Here is a 24225-nt window from a genome sequence, read left to right as displayed (position 1 = left end):
ATGCCCGAGAACCGGCCCCACGTCCCCGGACGAACCGACTTGTCACCCGCCACGTTCGCCGTTCTCCCCGCCCTCCTCGCCGCCGACCCACCCGGCGGCGACCCCGTGAAAACCATCGTCGGGCTCGTCGCCATCCCGATTCTGGTGGGTATCAACGGGTTCTTCGTCGCCGCCGAGTTCGCGCTCGTGGCCGTGCGGCGGACGCGCGTCGAGGAGCTCGTCAACCAGGGGAAGGCCGGGGCGGCAGCGCTGATGGCCGCCGTGACCGACCTGGACCGCAGCGTCGCCGCGTGCCAGCTCGGCATCACCGTCGCCAGCCTGGCCCTCGGGTTCGTCAGCGAGCCGGCCATCCACGAGGCGCTCCACCCGCTCTTCGCCGCGCTCCCCGGCGGCGACGCCGGCCTCCTCACCCGCGTCGTCTCCATCAGTGTCACGCTCGGGCTCATCACGTACCTTCACGTCGTGTTCGGCGAGCAGATGCCGAAGCTGGCCGCGCTCCAGTCCAGCGAGCGGGTGGCGCTGCTGATCGCCGTGCCGATCAACTGGTTCGGCCGGATGAGCGGGCCGCTCATCTCGCTTATGAACGGGTCGAGCAACTGGTTCCTCCACCGCCTCGGCTACAAGGGGAGCAGCGAAGACGGCGAGGTCCACACCATCGACGAGCTGCGCCTGCTGGTCGAGGACAGCGAGGAGGCCGGCGAGATCGACGCGGCCGAGGCTGAGATGGTGCTGAACGTGTTCGCCCTGAACGAGAAGACCGTCGCGGACAGCATGGTGTCGTGGGACAAGGTGATCGGCCTGGACGTGAACTCGCCGCCGGACAAGGTGATGGAGCAGGCCCGGCTCGGGGCGCACACCCGGCTGCCGGTGTACGACGGCACGCCGGACAACGTCGTCGGCATCGTCAACACGAAGGACCTGTTCTTCCTGTTCAGCACGCACGGGGCGGTGCTGCTGGAGGACGCGCTGTACCCGGCCACGTTCCTGGCCCCCGGCGAGTCGATCGCCAACGCCTTCAAGCTGTTTCAGCGGTCGCACCGGCCGATGGCCGTGGTGCGGGACGAGGCCGGAAAAGTGCTCGGCCTGATCACGTTGGAGGACGTGCTGGAGGAGATCGTGGGCGAACTGGAGGACGAGCACGACGTGCCGGTGCCGAAGCTGAAGCGCGTCCGCCGGCGGCCGGGGACGCGGGCGAGCGCGTCGGCGCCGCGGCCGAAGCCGGACCGCCCGCCGCCGGGCTGAATCCGTATACCGAAGTAGCCCAATTTCCAACCCTCGGAGGAGTCCCGATGCGTGTGCTGTCCGCCTTCGCCCTCGCCGCCGCGGCCGTGGTCGCCGCCGGCGCGGGGGCGACCGCCCAGGACGGGGCGAAGTTGCCGCCGCGGCCGGACCTGAAGGCGAAGGACTGGAAGAAGCTGCCGGGCGGCGTCGAGGTGTGGGACGCGAAGGTCGGCAAGGGCGCCGAGGCCAAGCCGGGCGACACGGTGACGATCCACTACACCGGCTGGCTGACCGACGCCGAGGGGACCGTGTTCGACAGCAGCGTGAAGCGGGGGAAGACGGCCGAGTTCCCGCTGGAGAACCTCATCAAGGGCTGGCAGGTGGGGATTCCGGGGATGAAGGTGGGCGGCGTCCGCCGGCTGCGCATCCCGCCGGAGCTGGCGTACGGCGAGCGGGCCCGGGGGGGCATCCCGGCGAACAGCACGCTGGTGTTCGAGATCGAGCTGTTCGGGACGAAGTAACCACCCGGCGGGCGAACCCACAACGGAGGCACACCGATGGAAGAGAAACTCAAGCGGCCCGACCTCGCCGCGACGCCGTGGCAGGAGATGAAGCCGGGGCTGAAGTACCACGACGAGGTCGTGGGCGCCGGCGAGGCGGTCAAGGCCGGTGGGCGGGTGAAGGTCCACTACACCGGCTGGCTGACCGACGACAAGGCCACGATCTTCGACAGCAGCGTAAAGCGGAACGAGGAAATCGAGTTTGGGCTGGGCCAGGTCATCGCGGGCTGGCGGGACGGCCTGGTGGGGATGAAGGTGGGCGGCACCCGGGTGCTGCACCTCGCCCCGGAGGTGGCCTACGGCAGCCGGGGCGCCGGCGGGCTGATCGGCCCGAACGCCACGCTCGTGTTCCGCGTCGAACTGCTGGGCACGAAGTAAAGTGTCGACGGCTCGGGTCTTCGCCGCATGCGGCTTGGCGCTGCGCAGCGCCAAGCCGCATGCGGCAACACTTCTGGTTGCTCCCCGTTACTGCTTCCCGATCCGCTGCCGCAGTTCCCGCGCCGCGGTCGTCCACGGGCTGTCCGCCGGCAGGTCGCGCGGCACCCGGTCCAACAGTCGCGTCGCCTCCGCGACGTTCTTCTGCTCCAGCAGCACCCGCGCGTGCTCGACCATCGCCGCCGCCTGCAACTCCGCCGGGAACGCCCCGTAGTACACCGTCGAGTACGCCTTCCCGGCGTCGTCCCACCGCTTCTGCGCGGCGCGGCACAGGCCGATCTGAAGGTGCGCCTTGCCGGCCCGGTCGTCCGTCGTCTTCTGGGCCACCTGGGCGTACTGGTTCACGGCGTCGTCGAAGCGGCCCTGGTTCTGCAGCGCCCAGCCCATGCCGTAACGGGCGTCCACGGCCCACGCGCTGCCGTCGCCGTAGCGGCCGATCAGCGTCTCGAACGTCTGCCGGCTCGGCTCCCACTGTTTCAGGTCGCTGAGGGCGTGGCCGAGCCGCAGGACGGCCCGGTCGCTGACGCCCGGCACGTTGTGGAACGCCCCGTTGTCGCGGAAGACGACGAGCTTCGCCCGTGCCTCCTCCGTCTTGCCGGCCGCGAGCAGGCACTCCGCGGCGCGGTAGGTCGCCACGCCGCGCTGCGCCGACTTCTCGTTCCCGGCCACGGCCTCGAACTGCGCCAGCGCCCCGGCCACGTCCTTCTTGGCGAACAGCGCCGCGCCGTAGCGCACCCGCACGCGGTCGGTCGTGTCCGGCGGCGTCGCCTTGTCGACCGGCTCGGCGTCGAGCGCGTCCTTGAGCAGCTTCGCCGCGTCGTCGGGCTTCTTGGCGTCGGCCAGCAACTCGGCCAGTTCTAGCCTCGCGTCCACGGCGAGCGACAGCGTCGGGAACTCGGCGATGAGCTTCGTGTAGGCCGGCGTCGGGTCGGCGCCCGCGGCCTTGTAGGCCCACGCGGCGTCGTACAGCATCCGGGCGCGGGCCTCGCCCTGCGGCTGGTGCGGCTTGAACTCGTCGGCCCGCCGCTCCAGCACCTTCGCCGCTTCCACGAGCCCCGCCTTCGCGCCCTTCACCTTGGCGTCGGCCGCGGCCAGCTGGTCGGCCTTTGCCGCGGCCTTGGCCTTCTCGGCGTCCGCCAGCGCCGCCTTCTGTTCGGCCACGAGGCACTGGCCGCCGCGGAGCCCGGCCTCGGCTCCGATCGGCTTCTGCACGGCCTCGCGCGTCACCTGGTCGAACAGGTTCCGCGCCTCCTGCGACTTGTTGCTCTCGAACAGCGCCACCGCGTGGTGATAGCGAAGCAGATGCACCCAGTCGCGCCGGGCGGTGTCGCCGTTGAGCTGGCCCTCGAAGCGGTTGCGGGCGTCCTGCATCACGCCGGCGGCGTTGCCGGCCTGGTTCTGCTCGCGGAGCAGCGTGGCCCGCGACACGAACGCCAGCGGCGCCACCGGCGACTTGGCCAGCGGGTCGTTGGCGAACGCGGCCAGCGCGTTCGTGGCCCCGCCCTTGTCGCCCTGCAACGCCATCACCTGCGCCCGCTCCAGCGCCGCGTTCCCGGCGACGGGCGACGCCCCGTACTCGCGGCCGACACGCTCGAACGCGGCGCGGGCTTTGTTCAGCGCTTCGTTCTTCTCGTTCCCGGCGGCGAGCTGGACGCCGAGCCGCTTCTGGCAGTAGCCGAACTTCACGAGCGCGTCGGCCGCCTCGGGCGCCTTCGGGTTCGCAGCCACGAAGGCGTCCAGCATGTCGGCCGCCTTGCCGAGCTTCTCGCGGAGCATGTTGTCCTGCAGCGCGTCCTCGGCCTTCGCCGGGGCGGTGCGAATCAGGCAGTCGGCCAGCACGAACGGCACGGCCGCGAGGTCGCCGGTGCGGTCGGGGCCGGGGATGCGGTCGAGCACTTCCGCGGCCTTCTCGAAGTCGTCGGCGGCCACGTGGCACAGGGCCATGCCGTAGCGGGCGCGCTGCACCCGCTCGAACTCCGGGAACTTGGCGACGAGCGCCTCGTACTTCTTGGCCGCGTCGGCGAACCCGGCCTTCGCGGCGGCGGCGTTGTTCTCCTTGCCGGCCTTCTCGGCGCGGGCGTACTGGTTCTCCGCGACGCGGAACAGCACCGACGGCAGCAGCGGGCTCTGCGGGTACTGCTGCTGGAACGCCGCGGCACGGGCGTCGGAGGCGGGTAGGTCGCCAGCCAGGTGCAGCGCGCTGACGAGGCGTTCGAGCGTCTCCTCGGCACGATCGGGGAGCAGCTTCTCGTTAAGCAGTGCCTCGTAGGTGCGGGCGGCGTCCGACGGCTGCTTGGCGGTCAGGTGCGTGTCGGCGAGTTCGAGCAGGATCTCGCCACGGCGGGCCTTCGCGTCGGGGGCGGAGCCGGCGAGCTGGCCGGCGCGGTCGCTCGCCTGCCGGAGGACGCCGATCGCCTCGTTCAACAGCTGCGCCTTCTGCTGGGCGTTGTTCGGGTCGGCGGCAGCGGCCCGGCCGGCGTGCGCCCTGCCGAGCCAGTACAGCGCCTGGTCGGCGAGCTTCGGGTGGTTCGCCAGCGGCTGCAGCGCCTTCAGCGCGTCGTCGTTCTGCTTCAGCTGCACGAGGCAGAAGCCGGCGCGCAACTGCGCGTCGTCCTTGAGCGCGGCCGCGGGGTTGTCCTTCACGAACGCCTGGAACTTGCCGAGCGCCTCGCCGAACTTGCCGGCCTCGTAGCCGAGGCAGGCCCCGTAGAAGACGCTGCCCGCGACGTAGTCCGGGGCCGGGTTCTTCACCAGCGCTTCGAGCCGGGCCTTCTCCCACGGGTCGCTCTTGAAGCGGTCCGGCTGCTGTAGCGCGGTCTGCGCGTCTTTCTTCTGCTTCTCGTAGCCGGCGATGACCGCGTCGAACGCGGCGGCGGCCTCGGCCTTCTCGCCGGCGGCGGAATGCACCCGGCCGCGCAGGTACCGCGCGTGCGGGCCGAACGGCTGCTCGAACGGCGCCAGCAGGCTCAGCGACTTGCCGGCAGCGGGGTAGTCGGTGAGGAGGAAGCTGGCGACGCCGTGGTAGTACAGGCCGAGCGGCCGGCTTTTGCTCGCGGCGAAGGCGGCGTCCTTGGCGAAGGGCTCGGTGGTGGCGCGGGCCTCCTTCGTCTTGCCGAGCCGCAGTTCCATCTCGGCCTGGTCGCAGCGGGCGCGGGCGGCCCACGCCGCGTCCGGCTTCTTCTCGAAGGCTTCGCGCGCCAGCGTGAAGTGCTTCATCGCCTCGGTGAAGCGGCCGTTCGCGGCCTGGGTGCGCTGCGGCAGTTCGTTCGGCCGGGCGACGGCCTCGGCGAGTTCCTTGTGCCCCTGTCCGCGCTGCGCGGCGGCCAGGTAGTACAGCGCCAGCGGCTGGTCCGCGAACGCCTTTTCGTTCGCCGCCGGGGCCAGCGCCTCGACGGCTTTCTGGTAGTCGGGCGGCTGAATCTCCAGCAGTGCGAGGCCGAGGCCGTAGCGGGCGGCGTGGGCGTCCTTGTTGCCGCCGTACTTCTGGAGGTACTCGCGGAACCGGTCGGCGGCGAAGGCGGGGTTCGCGTCGTTAAACGCCTTCTGCCCCGTGGTCAGCAGCTGGGCGGCCTGCTGTTCGGGGGTCGGCGGCTGGGCCGCGACGGGGACGGCGAGCGCCGCCACAGCGAAGGCGACGGCCGGGAGTGTGCGGACGAGCATGACGGGCGGACTCCCGGCGGGAGGGCGACGGCGGGAGGTGTATTGTCGGCAGTGGGCATGCCCACCGCAACCGCCGGCCCGCAGAAATCGCGCATCCCACCCGGATCACCGGATCGGAGTAAAACGATGGGAGTAGCCGGGGCCTACGCCGGGGTCGGCAGTGCGGCGCGGACTGCGTCGAGCAGTTCGGTCGGGCGGTAGGGTTTGGGGAGCATCCCGACCGGGCCGGCCAGCGTGGTCACGTCGTCGGCCGCGAACCCGGTCGAGAACAGTACCCGCGCCGCCGGGTCGAAGGACCGGATGAGCAGGAACGCTTCGCGGCCAGACATCCGCGGCATGGTCAAGTCCATGACGACCAGCGCCGGCCGGTGTGCGGCATAGGCCGCGACGCCGGTGTCGCCGTCATCGGCGGTATGAACCACGTACCCGGCAGGCTCCAGGACGGCCCGGCCGAGTTCACGGATCATCGGCTCGTCGTCCACGAGGAGCACGACTTGAGGCGGTTGGTGCGGCGGGGGCAGCATCGGAACCGCCCATGGAGGGGTAAGAACGAATCCACGATACTCGTCCAGACGGGGGCTTCCAGGCGATCAGTTCGGAAAAGCTTCGAAAGATTCAACTGCCTGACGGAATTTCCGGTCTGGTCCAACAGGTTTGCGCCGAGATGAATTGCCGCGCGACGCGGGTACGGGGTTAACCACACTCGGCGGCGACGGTTATGGCGACAGGCCGTGGCCGGAAGTCACACTATTCGTGCACGAATTGGGAGCGGGATGGGATACCCGAACCTGCGGGCGTGCGTCGCCGACTTAGAGCGCACGGGACAGCTCGTCCGCCTCCCGGCCGAGATCGACCCGCACCTCGACGCCGCCGCCGTCCACCGCCGCGTGTACCGGGCCGGCGGGCCGGCGCTGCTGTTCGAACGCGTCCGCGGTACGCCGTTCCCGATGGCGTCGAACCTGTTCGGTACGCCAAAGCGCGCCCGCTTCCTGTTCCGCGACGCCCTCGCCACCGTCCGCAAGCTCGTCGAGCTGAAGGTCGATCCGGGGAACTTCGCCCGCCGCCCGTGGCGCTACTGGGACGTGCCGCTCGCGGCGTGGAAGCTACGCCCGAAGTTCGTCCGCCGTGGCCCCGTGCTCGCCGGCCGCACCACGCTGTCGCAGTTGCCGCAACTCAAGTGCTGGCCGATGGACGGTGGCCCGTTCGTGACGCTGCCCGCGGTGTACACCGAAGACCCGGACCGGCCCGGCTGGGCGAAGTCGAACCTCGGCATGTACCGGGTGCAGTTCGGCGGCAACGACTACGAGCCCGACCGCGAGTGCGGCCTGCACTACCAGATTCACCGCGGCATCGGCGTCCACCACGCGGCGGCGGTGCGGCGCGGCGAGCGGCTTCCCGTGAACATCATCGTCGGCGGCCCCCCGGCACTGCCGCTGGCGGCGGTGATGCCCCTGCCGGAGGGGCTGCCTGAACTCGCCTTCGCCGCCGCGATCGGCGGGCGGCGGCTGAGGCTGGTGAAGCCCGGCCCCCTTCCGATGCCCGCGGAGGCCGACTTCGTCATCAGCGGGTTCATCGACCCGTCCCGCACCAGGCCCGAAGGCCCCTTCGGCGACCACCTCGGCTACTACAGCCTGACGCACCCGTTCCCGGTGATGACGGTGGATGCCGTGTACCACCGCCCGGACGCGATCTGGCCGTTCACCGTCGTCGGCCGGCCGCCCCAGGAGGACACGTCGTTCGGCGAACTGATCCACGACCTGACCGGCCCTGTCATCCCGACGGTGATCCCCGGCCTGCACGCGGTCCACGCCGTGGACGCGGCCGGGGTGCACCCGCTGCTCCTGGCGATCGGTAGTGAGCGGTACGTGCCTTACGCCGAGCGCCGCAAGCCGCAGGAGTTGCTGACCATCGCCAGCGCCGTGCTCGGGCAGGGGCAGCTGTCGCTGGCCAAGTATCTGTTCATCGCCGCGAAGGAGGACGCCCCCGACCTGGACATCCACGACGTGGCCGGGTTCTTCCGTCACGTCCTGGAGCGCGTCGATTGGGAGACCGACCTGCACTTCCACACGCGCACCACGATCGACACGCTGGACTACAGCGCCGGCCTGGGGCTGAACGCCGGCAGCAAGCTGGTGGTGGCCGCCGCCGGCCCGAAGCGCCGCGAGCTGGCGACGCAGTTGCCGCCCGGCTTCGCCCTGCCGGAGGGCTTCGCCGACCCGCGGGTCGTGCTGCCCGGCGTGGTAGCGGTCCGGGGACCGGTGGCCAGGAGACAGGAGACAGGAGCCAGAGACCAGGAACCGGCCGGCGACCCCGACGTGCTTCGGCTTTGCGCCGCGCTGGCTTCTGCTTCTGGTTCCCTGTCTCCTGTCCCCTGTCTCCTGATCGTGGACGATCCCGACTTCGTCGCCCGGTCCGTCGAGAACTTCGTGTGGGTGGTGTTCACCCGAAGCGATCCGGCCTCGGACGTGTGGGGAGTCGGGGCGTTCACGCATCGGAAGCACTGGGGCTGCACCGGGCCGCTGGTGATCGACGCCCGGCTGAAGCCGCACATGCCGCCGCCGCTTGAGGACGACCCTGCGGTCGAGAAGCGAATCGACCCGCTGTTCGCCCGCGGCGGCCCGCTGCATCGGTGGGGCTGATGCCTCACGACGACAGGCGGGCGCGAACTCCGTCCCCGGTGGCCGGTGTCCGAACCGCTGGACGGTTTCGCACATCTAGAAGGGGTCTGCAACGGAAGGCAATTTGCTGATCGCGTGCGTGGACGTGGACTACCGCACCCGCGGGGCGGTCGCGGCCGCATTGTGGTTCCGCGGGTGGGCCGCGGCCGTGGCCGAGTGCGAAGCCGTACGCCCCTTCAGCGAGATTGCAGCCTACGAGCCGGGGGCGTTCTACCGCCGCGAGTTGCCGTGCCTGCTCGGCGTCCTCGCCCTCGGCCCGCGACCCGACGTTGTCGTCGTTGACGGGTACGTCTGGCTCGGCGGCGATACGCCCGGCCTCGGCGGGCACCTTCACGCGGTTCACGGCGGCGTGGTGGTCGGCGTCGCCAAGACCCGGTTCGCGTCGGCCACGGCCGTGGAGGTCTGTCGCGGGGCGAGCCGGTCGCCACTATACGTGACCGCCGCGGGTGTCGAAGCGACAGTCGCCGCCGGGTGGGTGGCCGCGATGCACGGCCCATACCGCGTCCCGACACTTCTCAAGCAGGTGGACGCGCTGGCCCGCGGGGCGCCGGTTGACGCCGACCCGGGGGCCGCGTAACTTCAGGCTCCGACCCTCCCCGGAGCCACCCATGCGCGCCGCGCTCGTCGCCCTACTCGTCGCACCCCTGGTGCTGATCCCCGCGCCGGCGCAGACGCCCGACGCCGGCAAGCTCGCCGCCATCAAGCCGGCCATGCAGCGGTACGTCGATTCCGGCGACCTCGCCGGCGCCGTCACGCTCGTGGGCCGGTCGAACGGTGTGATCCATCACGAGGCCGTCGGCTTCCGCGACCTCGCCGCCCGCGACGCCATGCAGGCGGACACCCCGTTCCGCATCGCGTCCATGACCAAGCCCATCACCGCGATTGCGATCATGATCCTCGCCGACGAGGGGAAATTGTCCCCCGACGACGACCTGGCGAAGCACCTGCCCGAGTTCGCCAACCTCACGCTCGCCGGCGGCGCGAAGCCCAAGCGGGCCGTGAAGCTGCGCGACCTGCTGACGCACACGTCCGGCCTGGGCAACTACCCGGCGGACCTCGGCGACGTGTACGGCAAGCGCGACCGCACCCTGACCGAGACCAGCGCCGCAGTCGCCAAGCAGCCGCTGATGTTCGAGCCGGGCACGAAGTGGAGCTACTGCAACTCCGGCATCGACACCCTCGGCCGCGTCGTGGAGGTGGCGAGCGGCAAGTCGTTCGAGTCGTTCCTGCAGGATCGCGTGTTCGCACCGCTCGGCATGGCCGACACCCGCTTCTACCCGACGCCGGCGGACATGAAGCGCGTCGCCCTCACCTATGGGAAGAAGGACGGGAAGCTGGAGGCGGGTCCGTTCGGGCTGGTGGGCCTGCCGGCGAACCCGAAGCACCCGATCCCGGCGGGCGGCCTGATTTCGACCGCGGCCGACCAGGCGAATCTGTACCGGGCGATGCTCGGCAAGGGGCAGCTGGACGGCAAGCGAATCCTGAGCGAGAAGGCGGTCGCCGAGATGACGCGGACGCAGACGGGGGACATCAAGACGGGGTTCGTGGACGGGATGAGCTTCGGCTACGGCTGGGCGGTGGTGAAGGAGCCGAAGGGGGTGACGGCGATGCTGTCGCCGGGCACGTATGGCCACGGCGGGGCGTTCGGCACGCAGGGGTGGATCGACCCGAAGCAGGACGTGTTCGTGGTGCTGATGATCCAGCGGACCGGCCTGGCGAACGGGGACGCCTCCCCGTTCCGCCAGACGCTCCAGGAGCTGGCTGTAGCCGCGGTGAAGTGAGCATTCGCCGGCGAACCGAGTCCCATAAGGGGCAGGGCGAAGTAGTATCGTAGGTCGGGCCGATTCAGCGAGGCCCGACGTTGGGTGCGAAGGGCGGTTGCGAAATCCCTCGTGCTCGTCGTTCGCGCCCGAGTCTAACTGGGTACGGGCTAGTGTGGCGGGATGAGATGACTTCCAAAGGGGGCGCCATGTTGCGCGCGTTCGGATTCGTAATGCTCTGCCTCACCCTCGTCGCGTCAGCAACCCGCGCGGACGACGCGGCCATCAAGCGGGTGGTCAAAGCGAAAGTGGAGGAACTGCAAGCCGCGACCGTCAAGGGCGATCACGCTGCGGTCATCGCGTCGACCTACCCCAAACTCATCGAGCAGATGGGCGGACGGGATAAGGCACTGGCAACGGTCAAGGCCGGGGCGGAGTCCTTCAAGCAGAAGGGAATTGAGTTTAAGGCCGCCCGAGCGGGTGAGCCGGCGGACCCGGTCAAGAAAGGCGGGGAACTCTTCGTCGTCGTCCCGACGACCACCGAGATCGCGTCGCCGCAAGGCAAGATTGTAAGCAAGGGGTTTGTCGTCGGCGTTTCTCCGGATGACGGCAAGTCCTGGACGTTCCTGCACGGATCGCTCGACGCCGAGAAACTACGGAAGTCGTTTCCGCAGATTCCAGAGAGCCTGGTCTTCCCCAAGCGGGAGCTGAAAGTCGTAGACGACTGACATGCACATGTGCCGCCGCTCGCGGCTTCGCGCCACCCGGCGCAAAGCCGCAAGCGGGTGGGCTACTTCAACTCCACCGGCAGCTCGCCGCTGTAGCTCGCCCACAGGGCGTCGATCGGGTGGGCGCACCACACCGACGGGTCCACCGCCTTCATGTGCCGGGTGATCTGCATCAGGCAGCCGACGTTGCCGGTGAACATCGCCCGCGCCCCTGTGCCGCCCACGTTCGCCGCCTTGCGGTCACCGAGCCGCGTCGCCATCTCGGGCTGCGTCAGGTTGTAGCTGCCGGCGGCACCGCAGCACAGCTCGCTCTCGGGGAGCGGCACTAGTTCCAGCCCGGGGATCATTTCGAGCAACTGCCGCGGCTGCTTGAACACCTGCTGCGCGTGTCGCAGGTGGCAGGCATCGTGGTACGTCGCGCGGATCGGCAGCGGGTGCGTCGGCTTCACCGGGCCGAGTTCCATCAGGAACTCGTGGATGTCGCGCACCTTGCTCTGGAAGCGGGCCGCGGCCGCGGCGTGCGGCGTGCCGTGCAGCATGTGGGCGTAGTCCTTAAGCTGTGCCCCGCACCCGGCCGCGTTGTTGATGACGGCGTCCACGCGCTCGAACCGTGCCGCGTCGTCGGCGCCGAAGACGTGGCAGTTCTTCGCGGCGAAGTCGCGGGCCGGCGCCTCCTCCGCGGCGTGGTAGTGGAGGGCGCCGCAACACCCCTGGTTGCGCGGGATCCACACCTCGCAGCCGTTCGCTTGCAGCACGCGTGCGGTGTTCAGGTTCGTCTCGGGGAACAGCGCGTCGGCGACGCAGCCGAGGAACAGCGCGACGCGCGCCCGCGGCTTCCCCTCCGGTTCGAGCACCTCCGGCAGCTGGCCGTAGTGCGGCTTCAGCGCCGGCAGCATGTCCTTCATCGCGCGGAACTTGCCGGGGATGAGGCGGTCGGCGCCGGTCTTCTTCAGCAGCCAGTCGAGGCCGGTCCACTGCATGAGGCGGGCGGGGGCGAGGCTCAGGCGGTTGGCCCAGCGGTGCGGGAAGACGTGGAACAGCAGGAACCGCTGCACGGCGCTGAGGGTGGCGGTCTGTCGGCCGGGTTCGAGGTGGGCCATGTACTCGCGGAACGGCTCGATCAGCCGGCCGTACTGCACGCCCGACGGGCACGCGGTCTCGCACGCCCGGCAGTTGAGGCACAGGTCGAGGTGGCGCTTCACGTCGTTGTCGAGTGCGAGGGCGCCGTCGATGACCTGGCGCATGAGGTAGATGCGGCCGCGCGGCGAGTCGGCCTCGTTGCTCGTCTCGACGTAGGTGGGGCAGCTGGCGGTGCAGAGGCCGCAGTGGACGCAGTCGAGGACGAGTTCGTAGTCCACGTTCGGAACGACCGGGAGCGGTGTGGGCATGTCGGGTGCGGCGTCAGATGGTGGGGAACAGTCGCCCGGGGTTGAACACGTCGGCCGGGTCGAGGGCGTGTTTGACCTGCCGCATCACGGCGACGTCGGCCGGGAGCCGCCCCCACACCGGCAGCGCGGCCTTCCAGGCCGGCGGGCAGCGCCGCACGACCACGGAACCGTCGCCGGCAAGCGCCGTCAGTTGCGTCAGCATCGCGGCGGCGGTCGGTTCGTCCACGTCGCCTGTGCCGTGGACGATGCCGCTGAGCCCTTCGGCGTGAACGGTCATCGCGTCGCTCAGCCCGGACGCGGCGACGCAAAACGCGGCGGTGCGGCTGCGGCGCACGCTCGCCTTCCACACGAACCGCGCCGCCGGGCCGTCGGGCCGCCACCCGGCCGCGGCGTCGGTCGCCTTGCGGATCAGGGCGTTCGGGTCGGCGTCGGTCAGCACCTCGGCCGCGGTCAACGGCGCGGCGGCGAGATCGGCCAGGAGCGTACTCTTCTGCCACGGCACCGTCGCGGCCTTCTCCTCGAACACGACGGTGACCTGCCACGGCGACCCGGTCGCACGCGCCACGTGACAGGCGACCGGCCGCGACTTGGAGGCGTGGAGCACGTCCAGCACGGCGGCCAGGTGCGGCCCCTCGCAGTCGAGCCGCACCGCGACCGCCGCTTCGGGCTTCGGACGGACCTTTAGCGTCAGCTGCGTCAGGACGCCGAGCGTGCCGAGGGCGCCGGTGTGGATCTTCATCAGGTCGTACCCGGCGACGTTCTTCACCACGCGGCCGCCGGCGTTCACCACGCGGCCGTCGTCGGCGACGAACTGGACACCGATCACGTAATCGCGGAGGGTGCCGTAGCCGAGGCGGCGCGGGCCGCTCTGGTTGAGCGCGACGGCGCCGCCGAGCGTGGCCGCGTCGGCGCGGGGAACATCGACGGGGAGCCACTGCCCTTCCGCGGCGAGCGCCGCCCGCAGCTTCCCGACCGTGACCCCGGCCTGCACCGTGATCGTCATGTCGCGGGCGGGGTAGTCGATGACGGCGTCGAGGGCCGTGGCGTCGAGCGCGAACCCGGGCTTCGTCGGGGGCAGGCCGACGTCCAAACTGGTGCGGCCGCCGACGGGGTAGACGCCCTCGCCGGCGGCCTTCGCGGCGCGAACCAGCTCGCACACCTCAGCGACGGAGGCGGGCCGGCGGACGGGAAGGGGCTGGGAGCCGTCGATGGAGAGCGGCGAATCCACGGCGGGCCGGGGCGCGGGGAGGGAGCGGTCGGTGGGTGTCAGCTTATGGATGCCTTCGGTGTGGGGCATCCGGGCGCTACGACCCGCCGAGGAGTGCCCGGTAGTCGGTGAGGAGGTGGGCGTTGACTTTCTGCTGGATGGCGCCCCACACCTTGTCGTGCAGGTCGCCGGCCAGCACGCCCTCGGCCACGCCGCCGGCGGCGTCGCGGAGGTACGCCAGCAGGTTCGCCGCCACTGCCGTGTCGCCGAGCCCGACCACGCGATCGCAGTGGAGGTACTCGCTGCTCACAAGGCTCATCATCGGCAGCAGCGGCACCGGGTCGGGCGAGTTGACGTAGCGCACCACCTTGCCGGCGAGTTCACGGCCGATCGCCTCGGCCACGTCCTTGTTCCCGACCATCGGGGCGCCGAACGTCACCACCTGGTGTACGTTCAGGAACTTCCGCTTGAACAGCCACGCGGCGAGGAGCGCCAGCGCCCCGCCGAGGCTGTGCCCGGTCACCCACAGCGGCCGGTCGGCGCGCTTCAACTCGGCCTCGACGGCCGGGAACAGCTGCGGCCACACGGCGGTGATCGCGGTCACGAACCCCTGGTGGAATCGCGCCCCGGCGCCGGCCGCGGCGAACTCCGTGGCGAGCGGCCCCTGCGGTTGCACCAGCAGGTTCAGCGCGTTCGTCAGAAGCCAGTCCTTGAGCCCGTCGAGGCTCGCCGGGTTCTCGCTCCCACGGAACGCGACGACGACGTGCTCCGCGTTCTGGGCGAGATAGACCTGCGTGTTGTCCACGCACACGAGCGTCGCCTCCAGGCCGAGCTGGTCGCGGAACGCCGCGGCGCCCTGGTCGGCAGGCAGGTACGCGAGGTCGCACGCGGCACACAGGGCGGCGGCGTTCCGCGGGTCGTCCGCCGGTTCCTCGACGAGCGATAGGGGCACGGGGCGTCTCCGATTCAGTTGAGGTACTTGCGGCGGGCGGGGTCGGCGTTCTTCCACGCCCGCAGCGCCGGCGCCGGCACGCCCAGCCCGCCCACGTCGATCTCGACAAGCGTCTTGCTGGCGAGGACGTGCCGCGTCACGCCGGAGGGCGTCGCCTTCGTGCGGGCGATGCGGAGCGATTCCAGCTTCGGCAGCGTCTCGACCGCGGCGAGCCCGGCGTCGGTGATCGGCGTGTCGTTCAGGTCGAGTTCGCGGAGGTTCGGCATCCCGGCGACGTGCTCGAGCAGCACCGCGTCGGTCACGTCGGCCCGGTTCGCCATCTGCAACACGGCGTCGCCGCGGTGGGCCTTGAGGTACTCGACCACGTCCGTCGCGGTCGCACCGGTGAGGGTGCCGCGCGTCTCGCCCTTCGTCTGTTCGACAACCGCCTCGCGCGGCGGCTGGTAGACGCGGTTGATGACGACCGGCGAGGCCGTGAGCGCGAGGCCGAGGAGGACGACGACAAGCGGGGCGAGCGCCCGGCGGCGGTGGACGGCGGCGAACACGAGACCGACGGGCGCGAACACGAGCGTGCCGAGCCCCCACCAGAAGCGGGTACGGAACGCCCGCACGACGAGCCACAGGAACCCGACCGCGGCGACCGCCGCGCCGGCGGCGAGGATGGCGAACCCGACGGTTTCGGACATGACGACCCCACCGATTACAGCGTCTTCAGGTACTCGATCACCGCCCGCCGCTCGGCGTCGGTCAGGTCGTCGCCGAACGTGTGGCCGGCGTTGCTGCGGCCGCTGCGCGTGGTGTCGTACACCTTCCGCCGCTCGACAGGCGGCACGTCCGCGCCCGGCGGCGCGGCCAGCTCCGTCACCTTCCAGCCGACCTGGTCGCGGTCGTAGTCGTCGACCCCGGTGCGGAAGCTGCGTGTGAAAAGGTTGGGCCGCGCCTTCGAGTTCAGTACGCCGGCGAGCGTCGGCACCGAGCCGTTGTGCAGGTACGGGGCGGTGGCCCACACGCCGTCGAGCGGCGGCGCCTGGTAGCCGGGCGTCCAGCGGAGGAGCTTGCCGTCCACGAACCACCCGGCCGGCTCCTTGCCGAACCACGACGCCGTGTAGGCGGCGGCGTACGCCTCGTTCACCGAGCGGTGCCGCACCGGGTCGGTGCCGATCTCGGCGAGCGGCACGATGCGGTTCGGGTAGGTCGGGGTCGCGCCGTAGGTGCCGTGGCAGCGGGCGCAGTGCTCGGCGAACACGGCCCGGCCCGCGTCCGCCTTCGCGGCGTCGATCGGGAACGGGTACTTGGGCGGCGTCAGGCTCAGGAGGTACGCCTGCACGTCGCGGAAGGCGAGCTCGTGCTTCGTGAAGTCGGCCGGGCCGTTGAGCGGGTGCATCATGAACTGCATCAGCGACCGCACCGAGCGGCTGTCGGTCGCGCCGGTGGCGTACATCGTGCGCTTCTTCTTCAGCAGCCACCACGCCGGCACGTCGGCGCAGGTGTCGTCGCGGAGGCCGAGGTTCGTCCAGCTCGGCTTCATGCTCAGGTCGGGGTTGCGGAAGCCGAGGAGGTACACGCCGAACCCGTCGGCCTCGTTCGTTCCGCGGACCTGCGAGAAGGTGAACGGCAGGGTCTTGGCGATGCCGTCGGCGCGGGCCAGGTCCTCGAACAGCCCCTGAATGTCGAGGCTGGCGTTCCCGAGGCCGACGTAGCTGGTGCCCATCACCGACCCGCCGTGGCACATCATGCAGTCGGCGCCGACGCCGGTGCCGAACAGGTGCCGGGCCTTCCGCAGGCCCATCGGCAGGCCGTCGTTCGGGTACGGGGCCGGGTGGAGGCCGTAGCGGTCGCGCAGGGCGGCGTCGTAGTCGGCCGGCTTCGCGGCAACGCCCCACTGCTTCCAGGCGCTGTCCACGGCCCGCGGCGTCCAGAAGGCCGGGATGAACGCGGTCGTCGTGAGCGCCTTCTCCCCGCGCTCGGCGGCGTTCGGCTCGGCGGTCACAGGGACCGCGACAACAAGCAGGGTGAGAACGGCGAGGCGACGCATGCGTGCGAACCCCTGGGGGGCGTGTCCTACAGTATAGACGGGGTTGCGGCGTCGGCGGCCGGCGGGGTAGCATCCGACCGGGGAAACGAACGACATGAACTGCGTGGTCACCGGCGCGGCCGGGTTCATCGGCTCACACCTGTGCGAGCGGCTGCTGGCCGACGGGCACACCGTCGCCGGCGTGGACTGTTTTACCGACTACTACCCGCGGCCGGTGAAGGTCCGCAATCTGGCCGGGTTCCGTACGCACCCGCGGTTCACCTTTCACGAGATCGACCTGTCGAATGGCGTGCCGCCCGACGTGGTGCGCGGCGCCGACTGGGTGTTCCACCTGGCCGCGATGGCCGGCCTGACCCGCAGTTGGACCGACTTCGACCTGTACGCCCGCCACAACCTCACCGCCACGCACCGGCTGCTCGAAGCTCTCAAGGGCTCGCCGACGCTGAAGCGGCTGGTCTACGCCAGCACGTCGAGCGTGTACGGCCGGTACGCCAGCGGCGACGAGGCGCTGCCGACGCGGCCGGGCTCGCCCTACGGCATCACGAAGCTGGCCGCCGAGCAGTTGTGCCGCGTCTACCACGACGAGCACGCCGTGCCGGCCGTGGTGCTGCGCTACTTCAGCGTGTACGGCCCGCGGCAGCGCCCCGAGATGGGGTATCACCTGTTCATCAACGCCATCCTGCACGGCAAGCCGATCACGCTCACCGGCGACGGGTTGCAGGTGCGCGGCAACACGTACATCGACGACTGCGTGGAGGCGACCGTCCGCGCGACCGGGGCGATGCCGGGCGAGGTGTTCAACCTCGGCGGCGGCGAGCTGGTGACGGTGCTCGAAGTGTTCCGCCGGCTGGAGCGGATCATCGGGAAGCCGGCGATCATCGAGCGCGCCGCGAGCCGCCCCGGCGACCAGCTCGCCACCGGCGCCGACGTGTCGAAACTGTACCGCCACCTCGGCTGGAAGCCGACAACGCCGCTGGACGAGGGTTTGGCCCGCCAGGTGGAGTGGCAGAAGACACTGACCTGAGCCGGCATCGTTGAGGGCACGGATGCTCACCTTCCTGAACCGCCACGTCGCGCAACCGTACTTCGCCCGCCGGGCGAAGAGCCGGCACCTGCACTACCTCCGCCTTTTGGAGCAGAGGCAGTACGACCCGCCTGCGGCCGTCGCCGCCCGACAGCTCGCCGCGCTGAAGGTGCAGCTGACCCACGCCTACGCTACCGTCCCCTACTACCGCCGCACGTGGGACGCCGTCGGCGTCAACCCCGCCGACGTGAAGACGCTCGCCGACCTGACCGCTTTTCCGGTGCTCACGAAGGCCGACATCCGCGCCCACGAGTCCGAACTTCTTTCCACCCCTTACCGCTGCGCGAAGCTGCGGCTGAAGCGCACGTCGGGCTCGACCGGCGTGCCGCTGACGATCCGGGTGGACGAGCCGGCGATGCAGTGGAAGCACGCCTGCACGATCCGCTCTGACCAGTGGAGCGGCTACCGCCTGGGGCAGCGGGTGGCGAAGGTGTGGGGCAACCCCGAGTACCTCCACCACGGCTGGCGCGGCCGGCTCCGCAACCGCCTCCTCGACCGCGCCGTCTACCTCGACACCATCCACCTCACCGACGCGAAGGTCGCCGCGTTCGCCGCGGAAGTGCGCCGCCACCGCCCCGGCCTGATCTTCGGTCACGCGCATTCGCTGTACCTCGTCGCCTGCCACCTGAAGAAGACAGGTGTGCTCGACATCCGCCCGAACGGCATCATCTCGACGGCGATGGTGCTGCACGACTACCAGCGGAAGCTGATCGCCGAGGTGTTCGGCACGCCGGTCACGAACCGCTACGGGTGCGAGGAAGTGAGCCTGATCGCGTCAGAGTGCGAGGCCCACGCCGGGCTCCACGTCAACGCCGACAACGTGTTCGTGGAAGCACGCACGGGCACGCCCGGCCCGCTGGTCGTGACCGACCTCGTAAACCGCGCCATGCCGCTGATCCGCTACCAGATCGGGGACGTGGCCGTCGGCGCCGGGCGCGCCTGCACGTGCGGCCGCGGGCTGCCGCTGCTGGATCGCATCGAGGGCCGCGAGGCCGACTACGTGGTCACGCCCGCCGGCACGCTCGTCAGCGGCATCTCGCTGACCGAGAACTTCGCGCTGCTGATCGACGGCACCGCCCAGGTGCAGATCGTGCAGGAAACTATCCACGACTTGCGTATCCGCCTCGTCGCCGGCGACGGGTTCGGCCCTGCCAGTCACACGCAGATCGAGAAGCTGGTGCGCGACACGTTCGGCCCGACGGTGCGGTTCGCCGTGGAACTGGTGGACGCGATCCCGCAGGAACCGAGCGGGAAGTACCGATTCTGCATCTCGAAGCCCGCCCGCGATCACCTCCAGGCGCTGAGCGCATGACCAAGCCGCTCGTTTCCGTGGTGATGGCCGCGAAGAACTACGCCCGCTTCCTCCCGACCGCGGTCGAGTCCGTGGTCGCGCAGACGCTCCCGGGCTGGGAACTGCTCATCGTGGACGACGGCTCCTCGGACGCCACGCCCACCGCGGTCCGGCCGTACCTCGTGGATTCGCGCGTGAAGTACGTTCGCTCCGACCGCCTCGGCCAGTCGCGGGCGAAGAACCTCGGCATCGGCCTGAGCCGCGGCCGGTTCGTCGCCTTCCTCGACGCCGACGACGCCTGGCAGCCCACGAAGCTGGAGAAGCAGCTGGCACGATTCACGGACGGCGTAGCCGTCGTGTTCTGCCGCCGCTCGCTGATGAACGAGAACGGAATCGAGCTGCCGCACACACCGACGCCCGCCCCGCCGACCGGCCGCGTGCTGACGCCGATGTTCGTGCAGAACTTCGTCTGCTTCTCGTCGGTGGTGGTGCGGCGCGAGGTGTTCAGCGCCGTGGGGGCGTTCGACCCCGGGTGGGATTTAGCGATCGACTACGACCTGTGGCTGCGGGTCGCGGCGCGGTTCGGCTTCGACTTCGTGGACGAGGAGCTGGTGGCGTACCGCACCGGTCACGGTAACCTGTCGAAGAAGCTGGCCGACCGCGTGGCGACGGCCCTTTCGATCATGCACCGGGCCGAGACGCGCTACGCCGTGGGCGAGGAAGTGCCCGCGGGCGTGATCGCCGCCGGCTACGCCTCGACGTGCCGCACGCTCGGCTACGTCGTCCGCAAGTCGGAGCCACTAGCCGCGGCGCGGTGGTGTGCGACGGCGCTGCGCTGGCCCGACGCGCGGCTGGCGTCGGCGAAGGGATTGGCCGCCGCGCTGCTGGCGTGGGCACGCGGCCGGCGCGAGGCCGGGGCGGCCGAGAACGCCACGGCGAACGTGTGACGGCTGTCAGGAGCGCCCCTCGACGTGCCGGGCGAACCGGTCCAGGATCGCCTGCCAGCCGGCGCGCTGCTGCTCGACGGTGTGCGTCTCCTCGGCGTCGAACGTCTCGCGGACGATGACGCCGCCGGCCCCGTTCGGGTGGAATTCCACGCGCAGCGTCCGTTCGCCGATCGCGCACTCGATCAGTTCGAGCGGAATGACGGTCGTGTACGTGCCGGCGAAGTCAAAGCCCGCGCTGCCGTCCCGGGCCTCCATCCGCGACGAGAACCGCCCGCCGACGCGCAGGTCGACGCTGGCGGCGGTGGTGTGCCAGTCGTCGGACGCGGCGTTCCACTGTTTGATGTCGTCGGGCGTCGTCCAGGCCCGCCACACCGCCTCGACCGGCGCCGCGACCGTCGCCTCGACCGTGACCTTCATGGGTGCCCCTCTCGTCCTGCTCCCCGGATCGTCGTTCGGACCTGGTCGTCGGCAACTCGTGACGCGCGAGGGCGACGCCCTGTAGCTGCACCTCGGGTCGCGACTCCGAGCGGGGAGCGGAAGTGATATTGTGCGAGATGAGGCACCGGGGGTAAGACCACTGATACGGGAAATGGCCTTACGGCACGGAGGCGAGGCATGGGCGTGGCGCCCGCGGTGCGGAACTTCTGGCCGGACGCGAAGTGTGCAAAGGCGTTCTGGTCGCAGCAAGAACTCCGCCCCTACCGCCAACTCTTGACCGACACCATCGACTGGTGCGCCCCGGCCGCCGGCGAGCGGTGGCTCGACCTCGGCTGCGGGAGCGGGCCGCTGAGCGCCGCCCTGTGGGAGCGGTCGAACGGCGCCGTCGCCGAGGTGGTCGGGCTGGACTGCGCCGCGGTGAACGAGCAGGCGTACGCGAAGCTCCGCAAAACGCTTGCCCCGCCGCCCGGGGACCGCGTCCGGTTCGAGTGCCACAACTTCAGCGACGGGTTGTCGCAGGTCCCGTCGGACTCGTTCGACCACGCCGTGTCCGGCCTCTCGATCACGTATGCCGAGTCGTACTCCGAGGCCGAGGGGCGGTGGACCACCGCCGCGTACGACACCATCCTGGCCGAGGTGCTGCGGGTGATCCGGCCCGGCGGGCGGTTCGTGTTCTCGGTGAACGTGCCCGAGCCGTCGTGGCTGCGCGTAGGGGTCGAGTCGCTCGGCGGCATCTTCCGGACGCGGCGGCCGCTCGAATTCCTGAAGCGGTCGTGGCGGATGATGCGGTACGGGGCGTGGCTGAAGCGTGAGGCCCGGACCGGCCGGTTCCACTACCTCCCGGCCGACGAGATCGCCGAGAAACTCGCGGCCGCCGGGTACACCCGCATCGAGCACCGCCTCAGCTACTCCCAGCAGGCGTTCATCTTCCGGGCCGTGAAGCCGACGAGGTAGCCCGATGCGCGGCCGAGCGGTTGCACTCTCCCGCCCGCGGCGGATGGTCGCGGACCTCATGTACTTCGCGGCCGGCGTGCCCACGGTGCCGGTCCAGCGGCGGATGAACCTGGCCCCGCTCGTCGCCGCCCGGAACGCCACTGCCGACCGACCAGCCTGGACGGCGATCTTCACCAAGGCGTACGCCCTCGTCGCGGCGGACGTGCCCGACCTCCGCCGGGCGTACGTCAAGTTCCCGTGGGCCCACCTGTACGAGTACCCGGCGAGCGCCGCGTACGTCACGGTCGAGCGCGACTACGAGAGCGAGAAGGCGGTCTTCGGCTACCGGATCAAGGACCCGGCCGCGCTGTCGATTCGCCAAATCGCCGACCACCTCAAGTACGCGGCCACCGCGCCGGTCGATGAGGTAAAGACGTTTCGCCGCGCCCTGACCGTCGCCGGCTACCCGAGGCTCGTCCGCCGGCTGCTGATGTGGGTCGCCCTGAACGTGGGCCGCCAGCGGGCGAACTACGCCGGCACGTTTGCGGTGTCGGTCTACTCCGGGCTCGGGGCCGAGTCGCTCCACCCGCTCTCGCCGTGGACGACCCTGCTGAACTACGGCGTGATCGCGGCGGACGGCGGGTGCGACGTGCGGCTCATCTACGACCACCGCGTACTCGACGGGGCCAACGTCGCCCGCGTATTGGCGAAACTGGAAGCCGTGCTGTGTGGACCGATCCTCGACGAGCTGCGCGGCGATGTTGCGAAAGCCGCGTAACCCCTAGCCTTTTCGAGAAGCTCGGTCGCGCCCCCTCAACCGGGCTTCCCCCGGCCACCCCTCCGCTGGCACAATCACCAAATGTCCATCGCGTCCATCCTCGGTCCGGGCGGGCTCGTCGCCGCCAGCTACCCCGGCTTCGAGTCGCGGCCCCAGCAGCTCGACATGGCCGAGGCCGTCGCCGCCGCCATCGACGGCAAGCACAAGCTCCTCGTCGAGGCCGGCACGGGTGTCGGCAAGAGCTTCGCCTACCTCGTCCCCGCCATCCTCGCCGCGGCCAAGAAGGACCTCAAGGTCGTCGTCTCCACGCACACCATCAGCCTCCAGGAACAGCTCATCCGCAAGGACCTGCCGTTCCTCCAGAAGGCGCTGCCGTTCGACTTCCGGCCGGTGCTGGTCAAGGGCCGCGGCAACTACCTCAGCCTCCGCCGCCTCCACACCGCGCAGCAGAAGATGAACTCGCTGCTGGAAACGCCCGGGGCCGTGGACCAGCTCGTGCAGATCGGCCGCTGGTCGCGCCAGACCCGCGACGGTAGCAAGGCCGACCTGCCGCTTCAACCGTTCGAGAGCGTCTGGGATCTGGTGCAGAGCGAAGGCGGCAACTGCCTCGGCCGGAAGTGCCCCACCCACGACACCTGCTTCTACTACAAGGCCCGCAAGCAAGTGTTCGGGGCCAACGTGCTGGTCGTGAACCACGCCCTGTTCTTCGCCGACCTGGCCCTGCGGCGCTCCGGCGGCGGGCTGCTGCCGGACTACCAGGTCGTCATCTTCGACGAGGCGCACACGCTCGAAGACGTGGCCGCGGACCACCTCGGGCTGGCGGTGTCGCAGGGCGGCGTCGAGTACATCCTGAACCAGCTCCTCGCCCCGCGGTCGCACAAGGGGATTCTCGCTACCCTCGGCACGGCCGAAAGCATCGCCCAGCTCGAACGGACCCGCCAGGCCGCGGAGACGTTCTTCCTCGCCGTCCACCAGTGGCAGCAGATTCAGCCGAAGGGGACCGGCCGCGTCCGCGAGAAGAACGTGGTGCCCGACCGGCTGTCCGAGGAGTTGGACAAGCTGGCGACGCAGCTGACGACCGCCGCGGACAAGCTGAAGTCGGACGAGGAGAAGATCGAGCTGGTCAGCCGGGCCGACCGGCTCATGGGCATGGCGACGAGCGTGCGCGAGTGGCTCGGGCAGGAGTTGCCGGGGCAGGTGTACTGGGTCGAGGTGCGGGCCGGGCGGGTGCCGCGGGTGTCGCTCGCCAGCGCCCCCATCGAGGTCGGCCCCGAGCTGAAGCGCCAGTTGTACGACCGCGTGCCGACGGTGGTGATGGCGAGCGCCACGCTCTCCGCGGGCGGGAAGGAGGGGTTCGCCCACTTCCAGCGCCGCCTCGGGCTCGACGAGGCCGAGGCGCACCAACTCGGCAGCCCGTTCAACTTCCGCGAGCAGGTCGAGCTCCACCTGTTTCGCACCATGCCGGACCCGTCCGCGTCGGCTGCGAAGTACGAGGACGAGGTGCTGGCGCGGCTCCCCGAGTACATCGAGAAGACGAAGGGCCGGGCGTTCGTGCTATTCACCAGCTACACGTTCCTGAACCGCGCCGCGGCCCAGCTGGGGCCGTGGTTCGCCAAGCACGGCTACACGCTGCTGGCGCAGGGGTCGGGGCTGCCGGCGCCGCGGCTGCTGGAGCAATTCCGGACGGCGCCGAAGGCGGTGCTGTTCGGCGTGGACAGCTTCTGGCAGGGCGTGGACGTGCGCGGCGAGGCGCTCTCGAACGTCATCATCACGAAGCTGCCGTTCGCGGTGCCCGACCGGCCGCTCACAGAGGCGCGGCTGGAGAAGATCGCGGCGGACGGCGGCAACCCGTTCATGGAATTTCAGGTGCCGCAGGCGGCGATCAAGCTGAAGCAGGGCTTCGGCCGGCTGATCCGCACCGCGACGGACCGCGGCATCGTGGTGCTGTTCGACCCGCGGGTGCTGACGAAGCCGTACGGGCGGATGTTCCTGGAGGCGCTGCCGGAGTGCAAGCGGTTCGTGGACGGGGTGGAGGCGGCGCGGCGCGCCGCGTCAGCCGCAGTGTGACGCGCGGGAAACCGGGGTGCGACCGATTGCCTCGTCGTGTAGGTTAATGGGCGCGGACCCCTG

The 24225-nt window shown here is 70.5% G+C and carries 21 protein-coding genes; 13 read left to right on the top strand and 8 right to left on the bottom strand.

What is annotated here, in order from left to right:
• The first annotated feature begins 39 nt into the window (after nt 1-39).
• From ETAA1_RS09810 to ETAA1_RS09800, 3 genes are read left to right on the top strand one after another with little or no spacing between them, the layout of a single operon-like run.
• A complete protein-coding gene (locus ETAA1_RS09810; protein WP_202920799.1) occupies nt 40-1242 on the top strand; it encodes a hemolysin family protein in 1203 nt (400 codons plus the stop codon).
• Between the two features lie 47 nt (nt 1243-1289).
• Nucleotides 1290-1742, top strand: coding sequence for an FKBP-type peptidyl-prolyl cis-trans isomerase (locus ETAA1_RS32845; protein ID WP_145236979.1), 453 nt, complete (start codon nt 1290-1292; stop codon nt 1740-1742).
• A gap of 36 nt (nt 1743-1778) precedes the next feature.
• Nucleotides 1779-2159 (top strand): FKBP-type peptidyl-prolyl cis-trans isomerase, encoded by a 381-nt coding sequence (locus ETAA1_RS09800; RefSeq protein ID WP_202920798.1) that lies wholly within the window; start codon nt 1779-1781, stop codon nt 2157-2159.
• Nucleotides 2160-2246: 87 nt separating this feature from the next.
• Here ETAA1_RS09800 and ETAA1_RS09795 read toward each other — a convergent pair whose 3' ends face one another.
• Both ETAA1_RS09795 and ETAA1_RS09790 read right to left on the bottom strand, forming a co-directional pair.
• Entirely contained in the window at nt 2247-5876 is a 3630-nt protein-coding gene (locus ETAA1_RS09795) for a tetratricopeptide repeat protein (protein ID WP_145236975.1), read from the bottom strand.
• A gap of 143 nt (nt 5877-6019) precedes the next feature.
• Nucleotides 6020-6400 (bottom strand): response regulator, encoded by a 381-nt coding sequence (locus tag ETAA1_RS09790; RefSeq protein WP_145236972.1) that lies wholly within the window; start codon nt 6398-6400, stop codon nt 6020-6022.
• Nucleotides 6401-6649: 249 nt separating this feature from the next.
• Here ETAA1_RS09790 and ETAA1_RS09785 point away from each other — a divergent pair, with 249 nt between their 5' ends.
• From ETAA1_RS09785 to ETAA1_RS09770, 4 genes are all read left to right on the top strand, one after another.
• The gene (locus tag ETAA1_RS09785; protein ID WP_145236970.1) at nt 6650-8515 is read left to right on the top strand and encodes a UbiD family decarboxylase; all 1866 of its coding nucleotides are present in this window, start codon (nt 6650-6652) and stop codon (nt 8513-8515) included.
• Nucleotides 8516-8618: 103 nt separating this feature from the next.
• Nucleotides 8619-9131 (top strand): endonuclease V, encoded by a 513-nt coding sequence (locus ETAA1_RS09780; protein ID WP_238389404.1) that lies wholly within the window; start codon nt 8619-8621, stop codon nt 9129-9131.
• 31 nt (nt 9132-9162) lie between these two features.
• Nucleotides 9163-10335 (top strand): serine hydrolase domain-containing protein, encoded by a 1173-nt coding sequence (locus ETAA1_RS09775; RefSeq protein WP_145236967.1) that lies wholly within the window; start codon nt 9163-9165, stop codon nt 10333-10335.
• A gap of 188 nt (nt 10336-10523) precedes the next feature.
• Nucleotides 10524-11042 (top strand): hypothetical protein, encoded by a 519-nt coding sequence (locus ETAA1_RS09770; RefSeq protein WP_145236964.1) that lies wholly within the window; start codon nt 10524-10526, stop codon nt 11040-11042.
• A 62-nt stretch (nt 11043-11104) separates the two neighbouring features.
• Here ETAA1_RS09770 and ETAA1_RS09765 read toward each other — a convergent pair whose 3' ends face one another.
• Genes ETAA1_RS09765 through ETAA1_RS09745 form a run of 5 tightly spaced genes read right to left on the bottom strand, consistent with a single transcriptional unit; the run spans nt 11105 to nt 16624 of the window.
• Nucleotides 11105-12430: a (Fe-S)-binding protein gene (locus ETAA1_RS09765; RefSeq protein WP_145236962.1), complete on the bottom strand. Its 1326-nt coding sequence runs from the start codon at nt 12428-12430 to the stop codon at nt 11105-11107.
• 13 nt (nt 12431-12443) lie between these two features.
• Nucleotides 12444-13727, bottom strand: a complete 1284-nt coding sequence (locus ETAA1_RS09760; protein WP_145236959.1) for an FAD-binding oxidoreductase — start codon at nt 13725-13727, stop codon at nt 12444-12446.
• Nucleotides 13728-13734: 7 nt separating this feature from the next.
• Nucleotides 13735-14589, bottom strand: a complete 855-nt coding sequence (locus tag ETAA1_RS09755; protein ID WP_145236956.1) for a lipase family protein — start codon at nt 14587-14589, stop codon at nt 13735-13737.
• A 14-nt stretch (nt 14590-14603) separates the two neighbouring features.
• On the bottom strand, nt 14604-15275 hold the full coding sequence (locus ETAA1_RS09750) for a leucine-rich repeat domain-containing protein (RefSeq protein WP_145236953.1): 672 nt from the start codon (nt 15273-15275) through the stop codon (nt 14604-14606).
• A 14-nt stretch (nt 15276-15289) separates the two neighbouring features.
• Nucleotides 15290-16624, bottom strand: coding sequence for a c-type cytochrome (locus tag ETAA1_RS09745; RefSeq protein ID WP_145236950.1), 1335 nt, complete (start codon nt 16622-16624; stop codon nt 15290-15292).
• 94 nt (nt 16625-16718) lie between these two features.
• Between ETAA1_RS09745 and ETAA1_RS09740 the strand changes: the two genes are divergently transcribed.
• The 3 genes from ETAA1_RS09740 to ETAA1_RS09730 are packed head-to-tail and all read left to right on the top strand — an operon-like array spanning nt 16719 to nt 19946.
• Nucleotides 16719-17648: an NAD-dependent epimerase/dehydratase family protein gene (locus tag ETAA1_RS09740; protein ID WP_145236948.1), complete on the top strand. Its 930-nt coding sequence runs from the start codon at nt 16719-16721 to the stop codon at nt 17646-17648.
• A gap of 22 nt (nt 17649-17670) precedes the next feature.
• On the top strand, nt 17671-19020 hold the full coding sequence (locus ETAA1_RS09735; RefSeq protein WP_145236945.1) for a phenylacetate--CoA ligase family protein: 1350 nt from the start codon (nt 17671-17673) through the stop codon (nt 19018-19020).
• A complete protein-coding gene (locus tag ETAA1_RS09730) occupies nt 19017-19946 on the top strand; it encodes a glycosyltransferase family 2 protein (protein WP_145236942.1) in 930 nt (309 codons plus the stop codon). Before ETAA1_RS09735 ends, ETAA1_RS09730 begins: the two co-directional genes overlap by 4 nt.
• 6 nt (nt 19947-19952) lie before the next feature.
• Here the strand turns inward: ETAA1_RS09730 and ETAA1_RS09725 are convergent, their stop codons facing one another.
• Complete coding sequence (locus ETAA1_RS09725; protein ID WP_145236940.1) at nt 19953-20363, bottom strand: SRPBCC family protein; 411 nt, start codon at nt 20361-20363, stop codon at nt 19953-19955.
• A gap of 198 nt (nt 20364-20561) precedes the next feature.
• Here ETAA1_RS09725 and ETAA1_RS09720 point away from each other — a divergent pair, with 198 nt between their 5' ends.
• The 3 genes from ETAA1_RS09720 (at nt 20562) to ETAA1_RS09710 (ending at nt 24162) form a co-directional block, all read left to right on the top strand.
• Nucleotides 20562-21338: a class I SAM-dependent methyltransferase gene (locus tag ETAA1_RS09720; protein WP_145236937.1), complete on the top strand. Its 777-nt coding sequence runs from the start codon at nt 20562-20564 to the stop codon at nt 21336-21338.
• A 4-nt stretch (nt 21339-21342) separates the two neighbouring features.
• A complete protein-coding gene (locus tag ETAA1_RS09715) occupies nt 21343-22095 on the top strand; it encodes a 2-oxo acid dehydrogenase subunit E2 (protein ID WP_145236934.1) in 753 nt (250 codons plus the stop codon).
• Between the two features lie 81 nt (nt 22096-22176).
• Nucleotides 22177-24162 (top strand): ATP-dependent DNA helicase, encoded by a 1986-nt coding sequence (locus tag ETAA1_RS09710; protein ID WP_145236932.1) that lies wholly within the window; start codon nt 22177-22179, stop codon nt 24160-24162.
• Nucleotides 24163-24225 lie beyond the last annotated feature (63 nt).

This window comes from Urbifossiella limnaea, from assembly GCF_007747215.1.
GTDB classification, from domain to species: Bacteria; Planctomycetota; Planctomycetia; order Gemmatales; family Gemmataceae; genus Urbifossiella; species Urbifossiella limnaea.
This window is presented reverse-complemented; position numbering and strand designations above follow the sequence as displayed.

What these genes read in the sequence shown, in the direction of transcription:
- ETAA1_RS32845 (WP_145236979.1), top strand. Translation starts at nt 1,290, where the DNA reads ATGCGTGTGCTGTCCGCCTTCGCCCTCGCCGCCGCGGCCGTGGTCGCC.
- ETAA1_RS09800 (WP_202920798.1), top strand. Translation starts at nt 1,779, where the DNA reads ATGGAAGAGAAACTCAAGCGGCCCGACCTCGCCGCGACGCCGTGGCAG.
- ETAA1_RS09795 (WP_145236975.1), bottom strand. Translation starts at nt 5,876, where the DNA reads ATGCTCGTCCGCACACTCCCGGCCGTCGCCTTCGCTGTGGCGGCGCTC.
- ETAA1_RS09790 (WP_145236972.1), bottom strand. Translation starts at nt 6,400, where the DNA reads ATGCTGCCCCCGCCGCACCAACCGCCTCAAGTCGTGCTCCTCGTGGAC.
- ETAA1_RS09785 (WP_145236970.1), top strand. Translation starts at nt 6,650, where the DNA reads ATGGGATACCCGAACCTGCGGGCGTGCGTCGCCGACTTAGAGCGCACG.
- ETAA1_RS09775 (WP_145236967.1), top strand. Translation starts at nt 9,163, where the DNA reads ATGCGCGCCGCGCTCGTCGCCCTACTCGTCGCACCCCTGGTGCTGATC.
- ETAA1_RS09770 (WP_145236964.1), top strand. Translation starts at nt 10,524, where the DNA reads ATGTTGCGCGCGTTCGGATTCGTAATGCTCTGCCTCACCCTCGTCGCG.
- ETAA1_RS09765 (WP_145236962.1), bottom strand. Translation starts at nt 12,430, where the DNA reads ATGCCCACACCGCTCCCGGTCGTTCCGAACGTGGACTACGAACTCGTC.
- ETAA1_RS09760 (WP_145236959.1), bottom strand. Translation starts at nt 13,727, where the DNA reads ATGCCCCACACCGAAGGCATCCATAAGCTGACACCCACCGACCGCTCC.
- ETAA1_RS09750 (WP_145236953.1), bottom strand. Translation starts at nt 15,275, where the DNA reads ATGTCCGAAACCGTCGGGTTCGCCATCCTCGCCGCCGGCGCGGCGGTC.
- ETAA1_RS09745 (WP_145236950.1), bottom strand. Translation starts at nt 16,624, where the DNA reads ATGCGTCGCCTCGCCGTTCTCACCCTGCTTGTTGTCGCGGTCCCTGTG.
- ETAA1_RS09740 (WP_145236948.1), top strand. Translation starts at nt 16,719, where the DNA reads ATGAACTGCGTGGTCACCGGCGCGGCCGGGTTCATCGGCTCACACCTG.
- ETAA1_RS09735 (WP_145236945.1), top strand. Translation starts at nt 17,671, where the DNA reads ATGCTCACCTTCCTGAACCGCCACGTCGCGCAACCGTACTTCGCCCGC.
- ETAA1_RS09730 (WP_145236942.1), top strand. Translation starts at nt 19,017, where the DNA reads ATGACCAAGCCGCTCGTTTCCGTGGTGATGGCCGCGAAGAACTACGCC.
- ETAA1_RS09725 (WP_145236940.1), bottom strand. Translation starts at nt 20,363, where the DNA reads ATGAAGGTCACGGTCGAGGCGACGGTCGCGGCGCCGGTCGAGGCGGTG.
- ETAA1_RS09720 (WP_145236937.1), top strand. Translation starts at nt 20,562, where the DNA reads ATGGGCGTGGCGCCCGCGGTGCGGAACTTCTGGCCGGACGCGAAGTGT.
- ETAA1_RS09715 (WP_145236934.1), top strand. Translation starts at nt 21,343, where the DNA reads ATGCGCGGCCGAGCGGTTGCACTCTCCCGCCCGCGGCGGATGGTCGCG.
- ETAA1_RS09710 (WP_145236932.1), top strand. Translation starts at nt 22,177, where the DNA reads ATGTCCATCGCGTCCATCCTCGGTCCGGGCGGGCTCGTCGCCGCCAGC.